The sequence below is a fragment of the Neobacillus bataviensis genome (assembly GCF_019969725.1).
On sequence record NZ_JAHXYW010000008.1, the window covers coordinates 188,128 to 202,767 of the forward strand.

Below are 14,640 nucleotides of genomic sequence, written 5' to 3' on the forward strand. Positions count from 1 at the left end.
ATTATGCATATGCATAAATTTGAAAAAATTTGGCTGATTTTCGGTATTACTTGTCTTATTTTTTTCTTATCAGTCGTGGGGGTAAGCGCCTTCTATTTAGGGAATAAGCCGCCTAGCTGTTTGACAACAGTTAATCCAGAAAAGGTGGATCAAACAAAACCATTCGACAAACCAGGACTTCATAAAGTAGAGGGAAAAGATTGGGATTATGAATTAGTCTATGTAGCACATGCTTTCTCTTATAATCCTGCTCAAGTTAAAGTGCCGCTTGGAGCGAAGGTACGAGTTATCGCTACTACTAAAGACGTCATTCACGGCTTCGAAGTGGCGGGAACCAATATAAACATGATGCTTGAACCTGGTTATATCAGCGAATATACGACAACTTTTGATAAAGCTGGCGAGTATTTAATTGTTTGTAATGAATATTGTGGTGCAGGTCACCATTTAATGAGCTCGAAGATTGAGGTGGTCGAATAATGGTTAACTCAGCAGTTTCAAGAATAAAAGTTGACCCGCGTGATGCAAAGCTTTCAATGGCGCATTTTTATGTGGCATTTATTGCACTTGCTCTTGGCGGACTAATGGGGTTGCTGCAAACTCTAGTCCGTTCTGGTAAATATGAACTTCCTGGAGGAATCGGTTATTATCAAATTTTAACCGTTCACGGTGTCATGATGGGACTTGTTTTAACAACCTTCTTTATAATGGGATTCCAATATGCAGCAGTAAGCAGAACAGCCGGAACCCATTCCAATGCGGCTAGACGCACCGGCTGGATTGGCTTTTGGACCATGACTGCTGGAACAGCAATGGCTGCTACCATGGTTTTGCTTAATAAAGCAAGTGTCCTATATACTTTCTACGCTCCGCTTCAGGCACATTGGATTTTTTACTTGGGATTGACTCTTGTTGTGGTCGGCAGCTGGATTGATGGTGCCGCACAAATAATGACCTATGCCAAATGGCGGAAAAATAATCCTGGAAAACCTAGCCCGTTATTAAGCTTTATGGCCGTTATTAATACCGTCCTTTGGATCGTAGCAACTTTAGGGGTAGCGGCAACCGTTTTATTCCAATTGCTTCCATGGTCTCTTGGATTAGTTGATACAGTTGATGTTTTAGTCAGCCGTACTTTGTTCTGGTATTTCGGACATCCGTTAGTTTATTTCTGGTTATTGCCTGCCTATATGTGCTGGTATACTATTATTCCAAAAATAATTGGCGGAAAAATTTTCTCAGATTCATTAGCTAGATTGTCGTTTATCTTGTTCCTTCTCTTCTCTATTCCGGTTGGTTTCCATCACCAATTAACAGAACCGGGAATTGATCCAGCTTGGAAGTTTTTCCAAGTAGTATTAACCTTTATGGTTGTTATTCCTTCCTTAATGACAGCTTTCTCGTTGTTTGCGACCTTTGAGAGGTATGGCCGTTCAAAAGGGGCAACAGGGCTTTTTGGCTGGTTTAGAGTTCTTCCTTGGGGAGATGCTCGTTTTACAGTTCCATTCATTGGAATGGCTTCCTTCATCCCTGCGGGTGCAGGCGGTATCATCAATGCTTCAAACCAGATGGACCAAGTCGTTCATAATACGATTTGGATTACTGGGCACTTTCATTTAACAGCAGCAACCTCTGTGGTATTAACGTTCTTTGGAATTTCCTATTGGCTAATTCCTCATTTAACAGGACGCAAATTAACAAAAGCGATGAATAAATTAGGAATTATCCAAGGCTGGGTTTGGTTTATTGGTATGGTCTTCATGTCCGGAGCTATGCACTTCGAGGGCTTGCTTGGCGGTCCTAGACGTTCTGCCTTCTCCACTTATGGAGGAGCAAAGCAGGCGGCTGAATGGATTCCTTATCAAATTGCCCAAGCAGTTGGCGGATCGATTTTATTCTTAGGCATTATCCTAGTTTTAATTATCTTCATTAATCTAGCATTCTTTGCTCCAAAAGGAGAGGAAGAATTCCCTGTTGGTGAAGCAGAAAATCCACAGGAAACAGCTCCAATGGTATTCGAAAACTGGAAGTTATGGCTTGGCATCACTGCAGCCCTAATCCTTTTCGCTTACACGATACCATTTATTGATATTATTCAAAATGCTCCGCCTGGATCAAAAGGGTTCAAAACGTGGTAATAAGAAAAGCGTAAGCGCCTTCGGAACAAGCATAGCTTGTTCCTGCGATGATCATTCTAAGGAGATTTCCTTAGTGTTCAGCCCCGACTAGCAACCTCGAGGGGCTAGGCGCTGAAGCTGGACAATTCTCAAATTCGAAATAAACTATTTAATATAAAAATAGAAAGGCTTCAATCATTTGATTGAAGCCTTTTCTTTTTGAATCCTTCGTTCGAAGCCGACAGGAAGATTAATGAATAAAACAGATAAAAGAATGATGGTAGAGCCTATGCCTTGAATGGCACCAAAATTTTCATTATATACAAAAACACTTAAAAGGGTCGCAACAACTGGCTCGACTGTGGCAATAATGGCCGCTTTACTTGTTTCGATATCCTCAAGGCCTTTAGTATAAAGTAAATAGGCAAGAACGGTTGGAAACACTCCCAATCCAATAGCATAAAAGACAACATCACCATTCATAAGGATATCCACCTTAGTCCATAATCCAGTTAAAGGCAGTAAACTGATAGCAGCTACAACAAAGGTATAAAACGTAACAGTAAAGGGTGGATATTTCTTCAGGGCGAACTTCCCAAAAATACTATAAAGAGCATAGCCGAAACCTGCGCCCAGCCCCGTCAAGAGTCCCGCACCACTAATGGATGACGTATCATTTAAATTAAGTCCTGCTATCAATATACAGCCTAATATCGTTCCTGTAACTGAAATGAGCTTGATCGAATTCATTTTTTCTTTTAGAAAAAAGTAGGATAATACTGTTACAAAGGCAGGAGCTGTATACAGTAAAATTACAGCAATCGATAAATTCATTTGATTAATAGCAGAGAAGTAACACCAATTAAATAAGACAATGCTGCAAAGCCCTGTGCCAATAAATAGCGGGAGATCCTTATACGCGATTCTTAATTGGCTGCGATATTGAAATACCCCAAGTAACCCTAGTAATACCGCTGCAGTGATAACCCTCAATGTCACAATTTCCATTGGGGAAAAGCCAGAACTAGATAGTTTTCTAATAAAAATTGCAATGATTCCCCACAAGGCTGCACTAGTGGAAATCAGCACAATCGGAATCGACTTCTTCAATGTAACTGATAAACCTTTCCATACTTCTCATAGAGATATTCGATTAAATATTTAGCGCTCAGCCCTTCACCAGTCACGTCATGCAAGATTTCTAAAGGTTTTTTCATTTTCCCATATTGGTGGATATTTCTTGTCAGCCACTCTTTAATTGGAAGAAAATTTCCATCTTCCAGCAATTGATCAAAATTTGGAAGATCCTCGAGCATTTTATGCTTAAATTGAGCCGCATACATATATCCTAATGCATAGGAGGGAAAATATCCGAAGCTGCCTCCTGCCCAATGAACATCTTGAAGAACTCCAACGGCATCATTTATGGGACGGATTCCTAAGTATTCCTCATACAAGTCATTCCAAACCTTCGGCAAATCACAGACTTCGATTTCGTCATTAAATAACCTTTTTTCAATCTCATACCGGATGATGATATGCAGCGGGTAGGTTAATTCATCAGCTTCAATTCGTATGAATGAAGGCTTTGACTCGTTTATCGCACGATAAAACTCTTCAATTTCAACATGATTAAACTGACCACTTGCATATTTCTTTAACAGTTCATAATTATGTTTCCAAAAGGAAAAGCTCCGACCTACGATATTTTCATAGAAAAGAGATTGCGATTCATGAATCCCCATGGACGTTCCTGAACATAGCGGAGTGCCTACCAAGTCTTTTGAAATATTTTGTTCGTATAAAGCATGGCCGCCTTCATGAATCGTTCCAAAAACCGCAGTCCGGAAATCCTCTTCATCATATTTTGTTGTTACACGGACATCCCCAGGATTAAGACCAATGGCAAAAGGATGTACAGTTTCGTCCAGCCTTCCTGCATTAAAGTTATAACCCATTTTTGCAAGGATATCCAAGCCGAATTCACGCTGTTTTTCCTTCTTAAAGTCTTTAAATAAAAAATCGGTTTTAGGTTTATTGGCAGCTTCTGAAATTGCCTTGACCAGGGGGACAATTTTTTCCCTTAGTTCACCAAATACATTGTCCAATACATCTGTTGTAATCCCCGGTTCAAACATATCTAGTAACACATTATATTTGTTGCCTTCATATCCCCAATAGGAAATGAATCGTTTTGTCATGTCCACTAATTTCTCTAAATAAGGTCTAAATAGATCAAAGTCTGCCTTTTCTTTTGCCTCTTCCCAAATGCTTTCTGCTTTTGATTGAAGGATAACAAACTCTTTATACTCTTCAGCAGGAATTTTTTTGTTGCGTTCATATTCCTTTTTGCATTCTTCAAGAATTTTTCTAGTCGATTCAGGTACTTCTGCATTTGTTAAACTTGCTATGTAGGCGGCCATTTCTTCGGAAGTGGACATTTTAAAGACTTCGGATGATAACATTCCTATTACTTCTGATCTTTGTTCCACCCCTTGCTTCGGAGCACCAGTACGTAAATCCCAATAAATTAAACCAATTGCTTCATTGTAGGCAGACATTTTTTTTACATGCTCTAAAAATTCTTTTTCTAAATGTGCAGTCATGGTACTTCCCCCTTTCCTTCAGGTTAAATTTTATCATATTTTTCTGAAAAATAGTTGCCTATAAAGTTATAAAAAAACAACAGAATCGAATTCTGTTGTAAAATAAGTTTATAGGAAAATAGAGATGTTTCAATGGAAAATAAATAAAATGGAAAAAGAGAGAGTGTAGTTTTCAAAATTACTTTTTGGCTAATTACGACTTTCCAAACTTCAGGGCCTTCTTCAAGGTATTCCCAAGTAAATTGCTCTTTCCTTTCCATCATAAACTGATATAAGAGCGGTCTTGGACCATGATTGTTTATAATTTTAAGGAGGAGAACTATGACAGAACTGGTTGGCACCTGTATTGGCTGTGAAAAAGAGGTTTATTGTTTGGATGGATTTTTAAACGGAGTCGTAACCGAGGAAAAAGAGATTTATTGTTTTGATTGTTATGATAAAACTGCTAATAAGGAAAAAAATCCGCAAAGCTAAACTTTGCGGATTTCTTCTATTAAATTAATCTTCGTCAATAGAAAGATCCTTAACAGGTAGTATTTCTTCGTCTTTGTGAGTCGGTTTCCGTAAATTAAACAATGCTTTCAAACAGAATAAAACTAAAATCAATACACCAATAAGGAAAATGGTGTCAGGCACCGCACGCCACGTTAAAATGGTTTGTACAATATCTTTTTGGAGGAAGTTGCTTGAACGGCTGGCAGCGTATCCATGATAGAATGCTTCTTTAATTTGCATGAAGCCGACAGGGAGTAACGAAACGAAAACCATTCCTGCTAGACCTACGTTCAATAAAATACAGCTGATTTTGATCCATTTATCATTCCAAGCTTCTGGTTTCACAATGTTTCTTAAAGAATAAAGAAGTACGGCTACGGCAAACATGCCGTATACACCCATCATGGAAGCATGACCATGTGTTGGTGTTAAGAATTGTCCGTGTTCGAAATAGCTTACTGCAGGCAAGTTAATGAGGAATCCAAGGACACCGGCACCTACTAAGTTCCAAATCGCAACAGAGATTAGGAACCAGAATGTTCCTTTATATGGGAAGATAACCCCGCCATCACGCATCATTTTATACTGTTCATATGCTTCTAAAATTAACAATGTTAATGGAATTACTTCTAATGCTGAGAACACGGCACCAAGTCCCAGCCAAACTTCTGCCGAACCGTTATAGTAGTAATGGTGTCCAATTCCGATAACCCCGCTGCCTAATAATAGGATTAATTGGAAGTACAATTGTCTGACTGTAGATTTTTTCGTTACCAATCCTAATTGAACTAATAAGAAACCAATAACGACAACAGCAAAAACTTCAAAAATACCTTCAACCCATAGATGAATGATCCACCAACGCCAGTAATCTGCAAAGGTAAAGCTTGTCCCTGGATTGATAAATAACGCGAAGATATAGAAAGCTGGCACTGCAATCGCAGAGTAGAATAATAGATGGATAAGACCGCCCTTATCGGATTCTCTCTTAAGACCTGCTTTAACTCCTCTAAATACAATGAAAAGCCAGATTAACATACCAACAATCAGGATCAGCTGCCAAATACGTCCTAATTCAATATACTCCCAGCCGGTGTGGCCAAATAAGAACCATTGGTTACCTAATTTTCCATTCGCTCCAAGCCACTCTCCGACCATACTGCCGCCAACAAGAACAACCAATGCCCAGAATAAAATATCTACTAATAAGCCTTGTTTCTTCGGTTCATAGCCGCCTACCAGCGGTGCAACATAAATACCCATTCCAAGCCATGCTGTAGCAATCCAGAAAATCGCCAACTGCAGGTGGTAGCCTTTGGTAATATTAAATGGAAGAATATCGTGGATCCACTTAATTCCAAAAAAGCTTTCTGGTTCGATATAATAGTGTGCGAGGAGCGCACCAAACATACATTGAACAAAGAATAGTACTGATACAACAGTAAAATACTTTCCTGTTTTTACCTGCGAACTAGTTACCGGCATGTTCCGTAAATCGATACGCGGGAATTTCCCTTCCTTATACGCTTCCTGCATACCAAATTGATAGCGATAGAAGAGATAAAGGATAACACCAATCATTAAAATAAGTATCGTAATACTAGCACCGCTCCACCAAATAGCAGAAAAGGATAATTGATTTCCTGCATCCTCATAATAAGGCCAGTTATTTGTATAAGTGATCTTGTCACCTTGACGAACGGTACTTGATAGCCAAGCTGTCCAGAAGAAGAAATCTGAGATTTGGGTGATTTGATCACCTTTTGCAACATAGGAACGGTCACTTTTTGGAAGATCCGATTCTTTAATAAGATTAGCCTTTAACCCCCAGCCATCACCCTTTGTAAATACCAGCTTATAATAGGCTCTAACTTTTTCAAGACCAAATACTTGAGCAGCAGTCAGCTTCATTGTCTCCTTGCTGCTGTCATAGCGATTTTTGCGCATTTCTTTTATTACTTTATTTTTAATTATTGTTTTTTCGTCCGCTGCTATTGATGCATAGGTTTTGCCGTACTTTTCATTTGCTTTATAGTCCTGCATTCCTTCAGTGTAAATCTTTAATGCTTCAGCAGTATAATCTGGCCCCATATAAGAACCATGTCCTAAAACTGTACCATAATCCATTAATCCGTATTTTTGGAAAACCGCCTGGCCCCCCATAATTGATGCTTTTGTAAACAACACTTCACCATTTTCATTCGTAACCTCTAACGGTCTAGGAGCCTGCTCCTTAAAGATCCAATAGCCCCCGGCTAGAAGAACAGTGAAGCTAAGTAAAATAGTAATAATCAAAACGGATTTCAAAAGTGCATTTTTATTTGCCTTCACCGCTTGTTGTGATGAGGTCGTCCGCTGTAATTCCATTCCTTTCATCCTCTCATGTTTCATTACAGTCCGTATTGTAACTTTCACAAGACTGTCACAAAGTGAACCACCTCATCTTTGTACTGTGATTTTTAACACACTACTGAGAATTATTTTCATAAAGATCTTTTCAGCTATGACGGAGGTCACATATCTACTGTTACATCACTGCTACAATGTAACTAAAGTAATTACTAACATTAAGGTGATGTTAATGAAACAAGAGGACATTGAAAAAAGATTAGCGGCTGTTCCCATCTTCAAAGAATTATCCAACGAGGAACTGGCTCCATTCGTTAAGATTGCTCAGACGCGCTTTTATAAGAATAAGATGTATGTTTTTATGCAGGAAGACCCGCTAGATCGAGTTTTCTTTATTCATAGCGGGAAAATCAAAATTTATAAAACGGATTTTTCCGGCAAAGAACAAATTATATCGGTACTCGAGCCTGGTGAAATGTTCCCGCATGCTGGATTTTTCAGACAGGGAAATTTCCCGGCACATGCGGAAGTCATTGAAGAAGCCAATTTGATTGTTATCCCGATTGACAAATTTGAAGAAATTCTCATTTCTTATCCAGAGCTTTGTGTGAAGTTATTTAAAGTATTGGGTGAGAAAATTGTAGACTTGCAAGGAAGATTAGAAGCCCAGGTTCTTCATAATACTTATGAACAAATCATTTTACTGCTCATTAGATTGTGTAAATCCAATGGTGAAAAATTGGGAAAGCGCTATAAATTAACGACACAATTTACGAACCGTGAACTGGCCAATATGATTGGAACCTCCAGAGAAACCGTTAGCAGAGCCATCAATCATGTAAAGAAGAAGGAATATATCACCCAAGACCTTGACGGCTTTTATCACATTGACAGTGATGCACTCCAACAGGAACTATTTTATTAATAATAAGGAGTTGTTTCCCAAATGGAACAAAGAATTATTGAATTAGATGTCCGTGAAGAATTAAAAAATAAAATCGAACCCTTCCAAAAAATAATGGAAGCTGTTAAAGAATTAAAAAATGATGATATTTTTATACTGCATGCACCTTTTAAACCAGTTCCCCTTTTTGCTGTACTAAAAGCAAAAGGTTTTACACATGAAGAAGAGGAAATTGAGTCAAAGCATTGGAAAGTAATATTTAGGAAAAAAAGCTAGAAGGGAGAGCTTACAATGATATTAGATAATCGGGGTTTAGAGCCTCCACAGCCTATGATGAGGACCTTAGCTGCTCTAGAAACCTTAGCCGAAGGCGAAGTCCTAACCATTATTAATGATCGAAGACCGATGTTTCTCTACGAGCAGTTAGATGAACTTGGTTACCAGCAGCTAACAGAACAACAAAACGATGGAAGTTTTAAAATCGAAATCTTCCGCTAAGAAGGTGAATACTATGCTTCCTCAAAACATGGGAAGTGAAACGAATATTAAGCTTCCTTTTTCTTTTATTTTCTTTAGCTTACTTGCATTAGTATTTTCACAATTAATTTTATTAATAAAGGGACAAATGATGATTGAAGGCAGCTTTAGAATCCCTGCCATTTGGTCAGCTGCTCACCTATTAGTCCTCGGATGGGCATTAATGGCGGCCATGGGTGCCATGTATCAACTAGTACCCGTTGCCTTCTTAACAAAAATTTGGAATGAGAAATTCGGATTTATACAGTTTTTCATTACAGCAGCAGGAATAATAAGCTTTTCAGGCATGCTTTATTGGGCTCCGCAAAAAGCGCTTATACCAGGGATTCTAACACTATTGGGCATATTAATGTTTTTATTTCAAATGTTTATGACATTACGAAGTCAGGCAAAACCCAATATCCTGGCAGCCTTTGTCGGCACTGCCTTGTTTTGTTTATTCGGTACTATCTTAATGGGAATCACATTGATTTATTGTTTAAAAACAGGGATTGGTGCCAATCACTATCAATCCATTTTTAAAACCCATTTATTAATGGGTATAACCGGCTGGTTTACGTTATTAATATTCGGATTTTCTTATAAAATGGTTCCAATGTTTTCTTTATCCCATGGCTTTACAATGGTTCATGCAAAATATGTCTTTGGAATCTATATGACAGGTTTAGCCATTACAGCTATTTCCTTTTTCACCGATTATACTTTTTTATTAAAAATTGGTATTTTCCTACTTTTTGCAGGATTTTCGATTTTCAGCTGGCATATTAGCTTAATCATCAAAAAACGTTTAAAGAAAAAACTCGATAAACCGTTTACCATTGCATTAACAGCGATTGTTTTTGGAAATCTCATTCATCTTGCTGCTTTTATCCTAATATTGAGCACGCATTTTTCAACTCTAGTTGGGCCGCTTGTATATGCATATCTACTCCTCTGGATTGTATTAAGCATTGTCGGGTACTTATTTAAAATTGTTCCATTTTTATGGTGGACCTACAAATATAGTAAGGAAATCGGCAAATCAAAGGTTCCTTCCTTGAAGGAAATGATGGATGAGAAAGTAGTTGTTCCATTATTTTTAAGCTTTATTATCGCAGTGATCGCCGTATTTTCTTCACTTGCTTTTAAATCGGCGCTGCTTTTTAACATCGGCCAGAGTATTCTTTCAATTATATTTATATTGATTGCCATTTGTATTTTAAGAGTCTTAAAAAAATAGGAGTGTTGAAAATGAATTTAAGAGAAAAGATCGATAGTCAGTTAAAAAGTGTTTATGACCCTGAATTAAATATTAACGTTATAGATTTAGGATTAATTTATAATATCGAGATTACAGAAGAAAATGATGTTACGATTACTATGACACTTACAACACCCGGATGCCCGCTGCATGACAGCATTACAAGCGGAGTACGTTACTCCATAAATGGAATTGAAGAAACAAGAAATGTAGCGGTCAATCTCGTCTGGGAGCCAGCTTGGTCCCCTGAAAAAATGACACCCGAAGGACTTAGATTACTCGGACGGTAAATAAAACGGAAGCACCGTTAATTGGGTGCTTCCGTTTTCTTATTCCTCTATTGCCTTAGTTGGTAAAACATCTTTTATTTTTGTTAATACGTTGTTGTCGATGTTTCCATCTAATAAAATATGAACCGTTCCCTTATCCTGTTCACTTCTAATTAATCGCCCAATTCCCTGCCGCAAGCGAAGCAGCATATATGGTAAATCCACCTCTGAAAAAGGATCCACAACTCCCTCTCTTTTTGCCGTAAAGACAGGATCATGAGGAGGATACGGCAGTGAAAAAATCAATACATTTTCAAGTGATCTGCCTGGAATGTCAAGTCCTTCCCATAGATGAATAGAACAAAGGACCGCATGTTCGTCATTTTGAAATTTTGAAACAAGGGTGCTGATTTCTTCATCCCCTTCGAAATAAACGGGATACGGAATTGAGCCTTTTAATCTTTGTTTTAGCAGCATCATTTCTTCCTTTGTATTAAGAAGAACCAGTGCTCGTCCTTGTGATTCCCTAATTTGAGTGATTAGATAATCTATTTTTCCATTGATTGTTTCATTCTTGAAGTTTGGAAGATATGCCTTCATTTTCTCCTCATAATCGAACGGCGAAGCGACTGAAAAGGATAAATAATCCTGAACTCCAAGGCTTGCAGCTATATAATCGAACGATTTTTGATTAGCCAAGGTTGCCGATGAAAAAATAAATGGTTTTTTCTGCGAGAAAACCTCTTCCTTCATTACCGTTTCAACCATTTTAGGCATAATGACAAGCGTCCGTTCCCCTGCATTTTCTTCAAACCAAGTAATTCCATTTACTTCTTGGAGAAAAAGCGATAATGAATGAGTAATTTGCTCTAAATATTCCTCAACAATTTTTAAGTCATATTCATTGATTACATATAATTCACTCTCAAACACCAGCTCTTCTTCTAATGTTTGAAGGGTAGAAAGTAATTTCCGGCAGGTTTTTAATACTAATGCATGTTTAGTAATTATCTGTTTTTCGGATCCTTGCGAATAGGAGGAGAAGCTTGATATCGCATCAAAAAATGCTTCGTTTTCTAGTAATGCTTCTTCAATCGTATACAAGGTTTTTTCTCGAACTTCATTTTCCATTAACCGGGTAAGCAGCGTCTCTAATGTATAATCAGTAAAACGGTAGCTCAAGGCTTTTTGTGCAGCATATTCGAGTAGATGACCTTCATCAAAGACGACAGCCGAATGTTCTGGCAGGAGGGCCAATTGTCCTTCACGCTTTCGTGATTCTTTTGTCCATATATGCTCCATATAAAAATCGTGTGAGCAGATAATTAAATCCTTAGCATGCCGGTAAAATTCCCGGTGTAATGTCAGGCCGCAGCGATGGCGTTTTTCACAGGAAAAACAATCCTGAAGGGCATCCCAATTGACTTTTCCCCAATGCTCATCTGACAATGCCGGATAATCCCTCCGGTCACCGTACTTCTCAAAATTCTGCATGGTACCACTGGCATGAACAAAATCAGGCAATTGTTCATAAATATTGGCAATACCTTCTGAGTAATCGTCACCCCTTGCAAGGTCCAGTTTCTTTAGACATAAATATTGGTCCCGGGATTTTGCCAGGCGCACATCAACCTCCAGACCTAGGACCTTTTCTAATTTAGCAATATCACCTTCTTTTTTGACAAGCTGTTCAATTAAAGTCTCATCCGCACAGGCAATAATGGCAGGACGATTTGTATAGCGAGCATACATAATGGCGTAAAGTAAATAAACGATCGTTTTTCCTGTTCCTACACCCGCTTCCGCAAACATCACCTTTTTATCCTTGAAAGCTTTTTCAAGCTGGAAAGCCATATAAATTTGTTCATCACGGAGCTCAAAGCCGGCTTCCGGCAAAATATCATAAAATAAATCGCCAATCCATTCACTCAACTTATCATAAAATGATTCCGATTTCGAAACTTCAAACGGTAGTCCTTGCTGCATGTTAACCCTCCAAAAAAAAAGCGCCCTAGACGACGCTTATAAAAGTTGTTTGTTAAATTTAAGACTCACTTAGACGCGGAGGCTTTTTCCCCCAATATTGATAAAGGTCTGTTCGGATAAAACCGTTAAACAATTTTCTTTTCTTTGTTGCCGGCTTACCATAAAACTGTTCAAACTCTTCATTAGAAGTAAGGATATAAATGGACCACGTATCAAGTTTTTGAAACGCCTGTCCCATTTCTTTGTACATATGCTCGACTGCTCTTTTCTCACCAAGTCTTTCACCATATGGAGGGTTGCCGACGATCGTACCATATTCTTTATTTGTAGATATATCCTTAACTTGCATTTGCTTAAATTGAATTAAGTCAGCAAAACCAGCCTCAAAAGCATTCTCTTGAGCAATTTTAACCATCCGATGATCAATATCTGATCCGGTAATGTCGAGAGGCTGATCGTATTTGGCAAGATCTTCTGCTTCATTTCGGGCATTATCCCAAACTTTGGCTGGAATCCATTTCCACCCTTCTGATACAAACTCTCGATTAAAACCCGGTGCGATATTTTGACCAATCATTGCTGCTTCGATCGGAATCGTGCCTGAACCGCAGAACGGGTCAATAAAGGGCCGATCAGGCCGCCAATTCGTCAACATAACCAGTGCTGCTGCCAGAGTTTCTTTAAGTGGTGCCTCCCCTTGATCCGTACGGTAGCCGCGTTTATGCAGCCCCTGACCGCTGGAATCAATTGTGATCGTTACGACATCCTTTAATAATGCTACTTCAATCCGATACAATGCCCCGCTTTCCTCAAACCAGGAATTCCTTTTATAATGTTTTTTCATCCGCTCAACAATAGCCTTTTTTACAATCGCTTGGCAATCCGAAACACTAAAGAGCTTTGATTTAACCGACTTCCCAATGACTGGAAATTCCGCATCCTCTGGCAGGAATTGTTCCCATGGCAGGGCCTTAGTCTTTTCAAATAATTCATCAAAGGTAAAAGCTTTAAATTCACCAACCTTAATCTTAATCCGGTCAGCGGTTCTAAGCCATAAGTTGCTTCTGACAATAGCAGATTCGTCCCCCGTGTATGTAACTTTCCCATTCTCTACTTGACATTCATAGCCAAGCGCTCGCACTTCTTTCGCTACTAATGCTTCGAGCCCCATAGCAGCAGTTGCTATTAGTTGATATTTACCCATTTTTTCACCCTTAACTCTTTCACATAATTATACAGTATCCATTATTGGCTAAAATCGCTGAAAAATTCAGAGTCTATCGAAACATATAAAAAGCCCTCCTTAAAAGGAAGGCCGTTATATATGCACTTTACATTCCCATTAATAACGTTCTGTAAGCCATGTTCTGTACCAAAGTACTTCAAACGACCGTTATGTCTCGTACTGAGGTGGTAATCATCTATCTACAGATTCGGATGAATCTGTCCTTCTCCTTGTTCAGTTCCTCAGAGAAAGTGCCCCTACCATTATTTGGGTTTCTCGCTCGTGGGGTTTACCCGTTCCACCCTTTCCATTTCTAGAAAGGCATCGTCACTGTGGCACTTTTAAAGGTACTCATACCATATCCAATTGGACTTAGGTATTTTTCCGGCCGTCAACAAGGCGTTACGCCCTGCTGCCCTAGCTTATGATTTCGCTAGGCACGAACACTACGGACATCTCAGCCCGTGCGAGCATGGACTTTCCTCTACAAGTTGCAATAGCTCCTTGCAGCGATTACCCGAACGTCATTAATGATGACATTTCTTATTATATGTATTTCATGGTGTTTATTCAATGGTTTTTATTAGGAAATGTCATAAAATCTGTTAATCGTAAAGTTTGTTGCCAAAAACATGCTTTTCAAGATTGGACAGACGTTTTAGAATATCAAAATTGGTTGTTCCTGCCGGTTGGGCAACAGGCTGTCTTTTAGATGTATCCTCAAGCTGTTTGCGCAAACGCAAATTCTCTTGTTGAAGATCTTCAATTTCCTGATGAAACGTTGCATAATCCTTAATAATTAAATCTAAAAATTTATCAACATCTTCTTGTTTGTAACCACGTACTCCAGTCTTAAACTCTTTTTCTAAAATATCCTTAGCTGTTAATTTCACTTTATCTGACAGCATTCAA

Annotated in this window: 14 protein-coding genes, 1 other RNA gene and 1 pseudogene; 8 read left to right on the top strand and 8 right to left on the bottom strand. The window is 38.6% G+C overall.

Features of this window, described 5'->3' with window-relative positions:
• Positions 1–3: 3 nt before the first annotated feature.
• The gene (locus LC455_RS20105; protein ID WP_223593391.1) at positions 4–480 is read left to right on the top strand and encodes a cytochrome c oxidase subunit II; all 477 of its coding nucleotides are present in this window, start codon (positions 4–6) and stop codon (positions 478–480) included.
• On the top strand, positions 480–2,138 hold the full coding sequence (locus LC455_RS20110; RefSeq protein WP_223593392.1) for a b(o/a)3-type cytochrome-c oxidase subunit 1: 1,659 nt from the start codon (positions 480–482) through the stop codon (positions 2,136–2,138). Before LC455_RS20105 ends, LC455_RS20110 begins: the two co-directional genes overlap by 1 nt.
• A gap of 174 nt (positions 2,139–2,312) precedes the next feature.
• Here the strand turns inward: LC455_RS20110 and LC455_RS20115 are convergent, their stop codons facing one another.
• The 3 genes and pseudogenes from LC455_RS20115 to LC455_RS20125 all read right to left on the bottom strand — a co-directional run.
• The gene (locus LC455_RS20115; RefSeq protein ID WP_223593394.1) at positions 2,313–3,227 is read right to left on the bottom strand and encodes a DMT family transporter; all 915 of its coding nucleotides are present in this window, start codon (positions 3,225–3,227) and stop codon (positions 2,313–2,315) included.
• Positions 3,224–4,723, bottom strand: coding sequence for a carboxypeptidase M32 (locus LC455_RS20120; protein ID WP_223593396.1), 1,500 nt, complete (start codon positions 4,721–4,723; stop codon positions 3,224–3,226). The genes LC455_RS20115 and LC455_RS20120 overlap by 4 nt, the downstream gene beginning before the upstream one ends.
• Positions 4,724–4,905: 182 nt before the next feature.
• Positions 4,906–5,022, bottom strand: a pseudogene (locus LC455_RS20125) (DUF2249 domain-containing protein); the annotation flags it as partial.
• Between the two features lie 22 nt (positions 5,023–5,044).
• Here LC455_RS20125 and LC455_RS20130 point away from each other — a divergent pair.
• Positions 5,045–5,197 (top strand): hypothetical protein, encoded by a 153-nt coding sequence (locus LC455_RS20130; RefSeq protein ID WP_223593398.1) that lies wholly within the window; start codon positions 5,045–5,047, stop codon positions 5,195–5,197.
• A gap of 24 nt (positions 5,198–5,221) precedes the next feature.
• Here the strand turns inward: LC455_RS20130 and LC455_RS20135 are convergent, their stop codons facing one another.
• Positions 5,222–7,585: a nitric-oxide reductase large subunit gene (locus tag LC455_RS20135; protein WP_223593400.1), complete on the bottom strand. Its 2,364-nt coding sequence runs from the start codon at positions 7,583–7,585 to the stop codon at positions 5,222–5,224.
• A 214-nt stretch (positions 7,586–7,799) separates the two neighbouring features.
• On the opposite strand from LC455_RS20135, the gene LC455_RS20140 reads away from it, so the two are divergent.
• From LC455_RS20140 to LC455_RS20160, 5 genes are read left to right on the top strand one after another with little or no spacing between them, the layout of a single operon-like run.
• A complete protein-coding gene (locus LC455_RS20140) occupies positions 7,800–8,492 on the top strand; it encodes a Crp/Fnr family transcriptional regulator (RefSeq protein WP_223593402.1) in 693 nt (230 codons plus the stop codon).
• Between the two features lie 21 nt (positions 8,493–8,513).
• On the top strand, positions 8,514–8,747 hold the full coding sequence (locus LC455_RS20145; RefSeq protein ID WP_223593404.1) for a DUF2249 domain-containing protein: 234 nt from the start codon (positions 8,514–8,516) through the stop codon (positions 8,745–8,747).
• 15 nt (positions 8,748–8,762) lie between these two features.
• Complete coding sequence (locus LC455_RS20150; protein WP_223593406.1) at positions 8,763–8,969, top strand: DUF2249 domain-containing protein; 207 nt, start codon at positions 8,763–8,765, stop codon at positions 8,967–8,969.
• A 13-nt stretch (positions 8,970–8,982) separates the two neighbouring features.
• Positions 8,983–10,227, top strand: a complete 1,245-nt coding sequence (locus tag LC455_RS20155) for a hypothetical protein (RefSeq protein ID WP_223593408.1) — start codon at positions 8,983–8,985, stop codon at positions 10,225–10,227.
• A gap of 11 nt (positions 10,228–10,238) precedes the next feature.
• Complete coding sequence (locus LC455_RS20160) at positions 10,239–10,538, top strand: metal-sulfur cluster assembly factor (protein ID WP_223593410.1); 300 nt, start codon at positions 10,239–10,241, stop codon at positions 10,536–10,538.
• Positions 10,539–10,577: 39 nt separating this feature from the next.
• Here LC455_RS20160 and LC455_RS20165 read toward each other — a convergent pair whose 3' ends face one another.
• The 4 genes from LC455_RS20165 to gpsB form a co-directional block, all read right to left on the bottom strand.
• A complete protein-coding gene (locus LC455_RS20165; RefSeq protein WP_223593412.1) occupies positions 10,578–12,503 on the bottom strand; it encodes an ATP-dependent DNA helicase in 1,926 nt (641 codons plus the stop codon).
• Between the two features lie 58 nt (positions 12,504–12,561).
• Positions 12,562–13,707 (bottom strand): THUMP domain-containing class I SAM-dependent RNA methyltransferase, encoded by a 1,146-nt coding sequence (locus tag LC455_RS20170; RefSeq protein ID WP_223593413.1) that lies wholly within the window; start codon positions 13,705–13,707, stop codon positions 12,562–12,564.
• Positions 13,708–13,854: 147 nt separating this feature from the next.
• Positions 13,855–14,253, bottom strand: an RNA gene (gene rnpB, locus LC455_RS20175) — RNase P RNA component class B.
• An 80-nt stretch (positions 14,254–14,333) separates the two neighbouring features.
• The gene (gene gpsB, locus LC455_RS20180) at positions 14,334–14,636 is read right to left on the bottom strand and encodes a cell division regulator GpsB (protein ID WP_223593414.1); all 303 of its coding nucleotides are present in this window, start codon (positions 14,634–14,636) and stop codon (positions 14,334–14,336) included.
• Positions 14,637–14,640 lie beyond the last annotated feature (4 nt).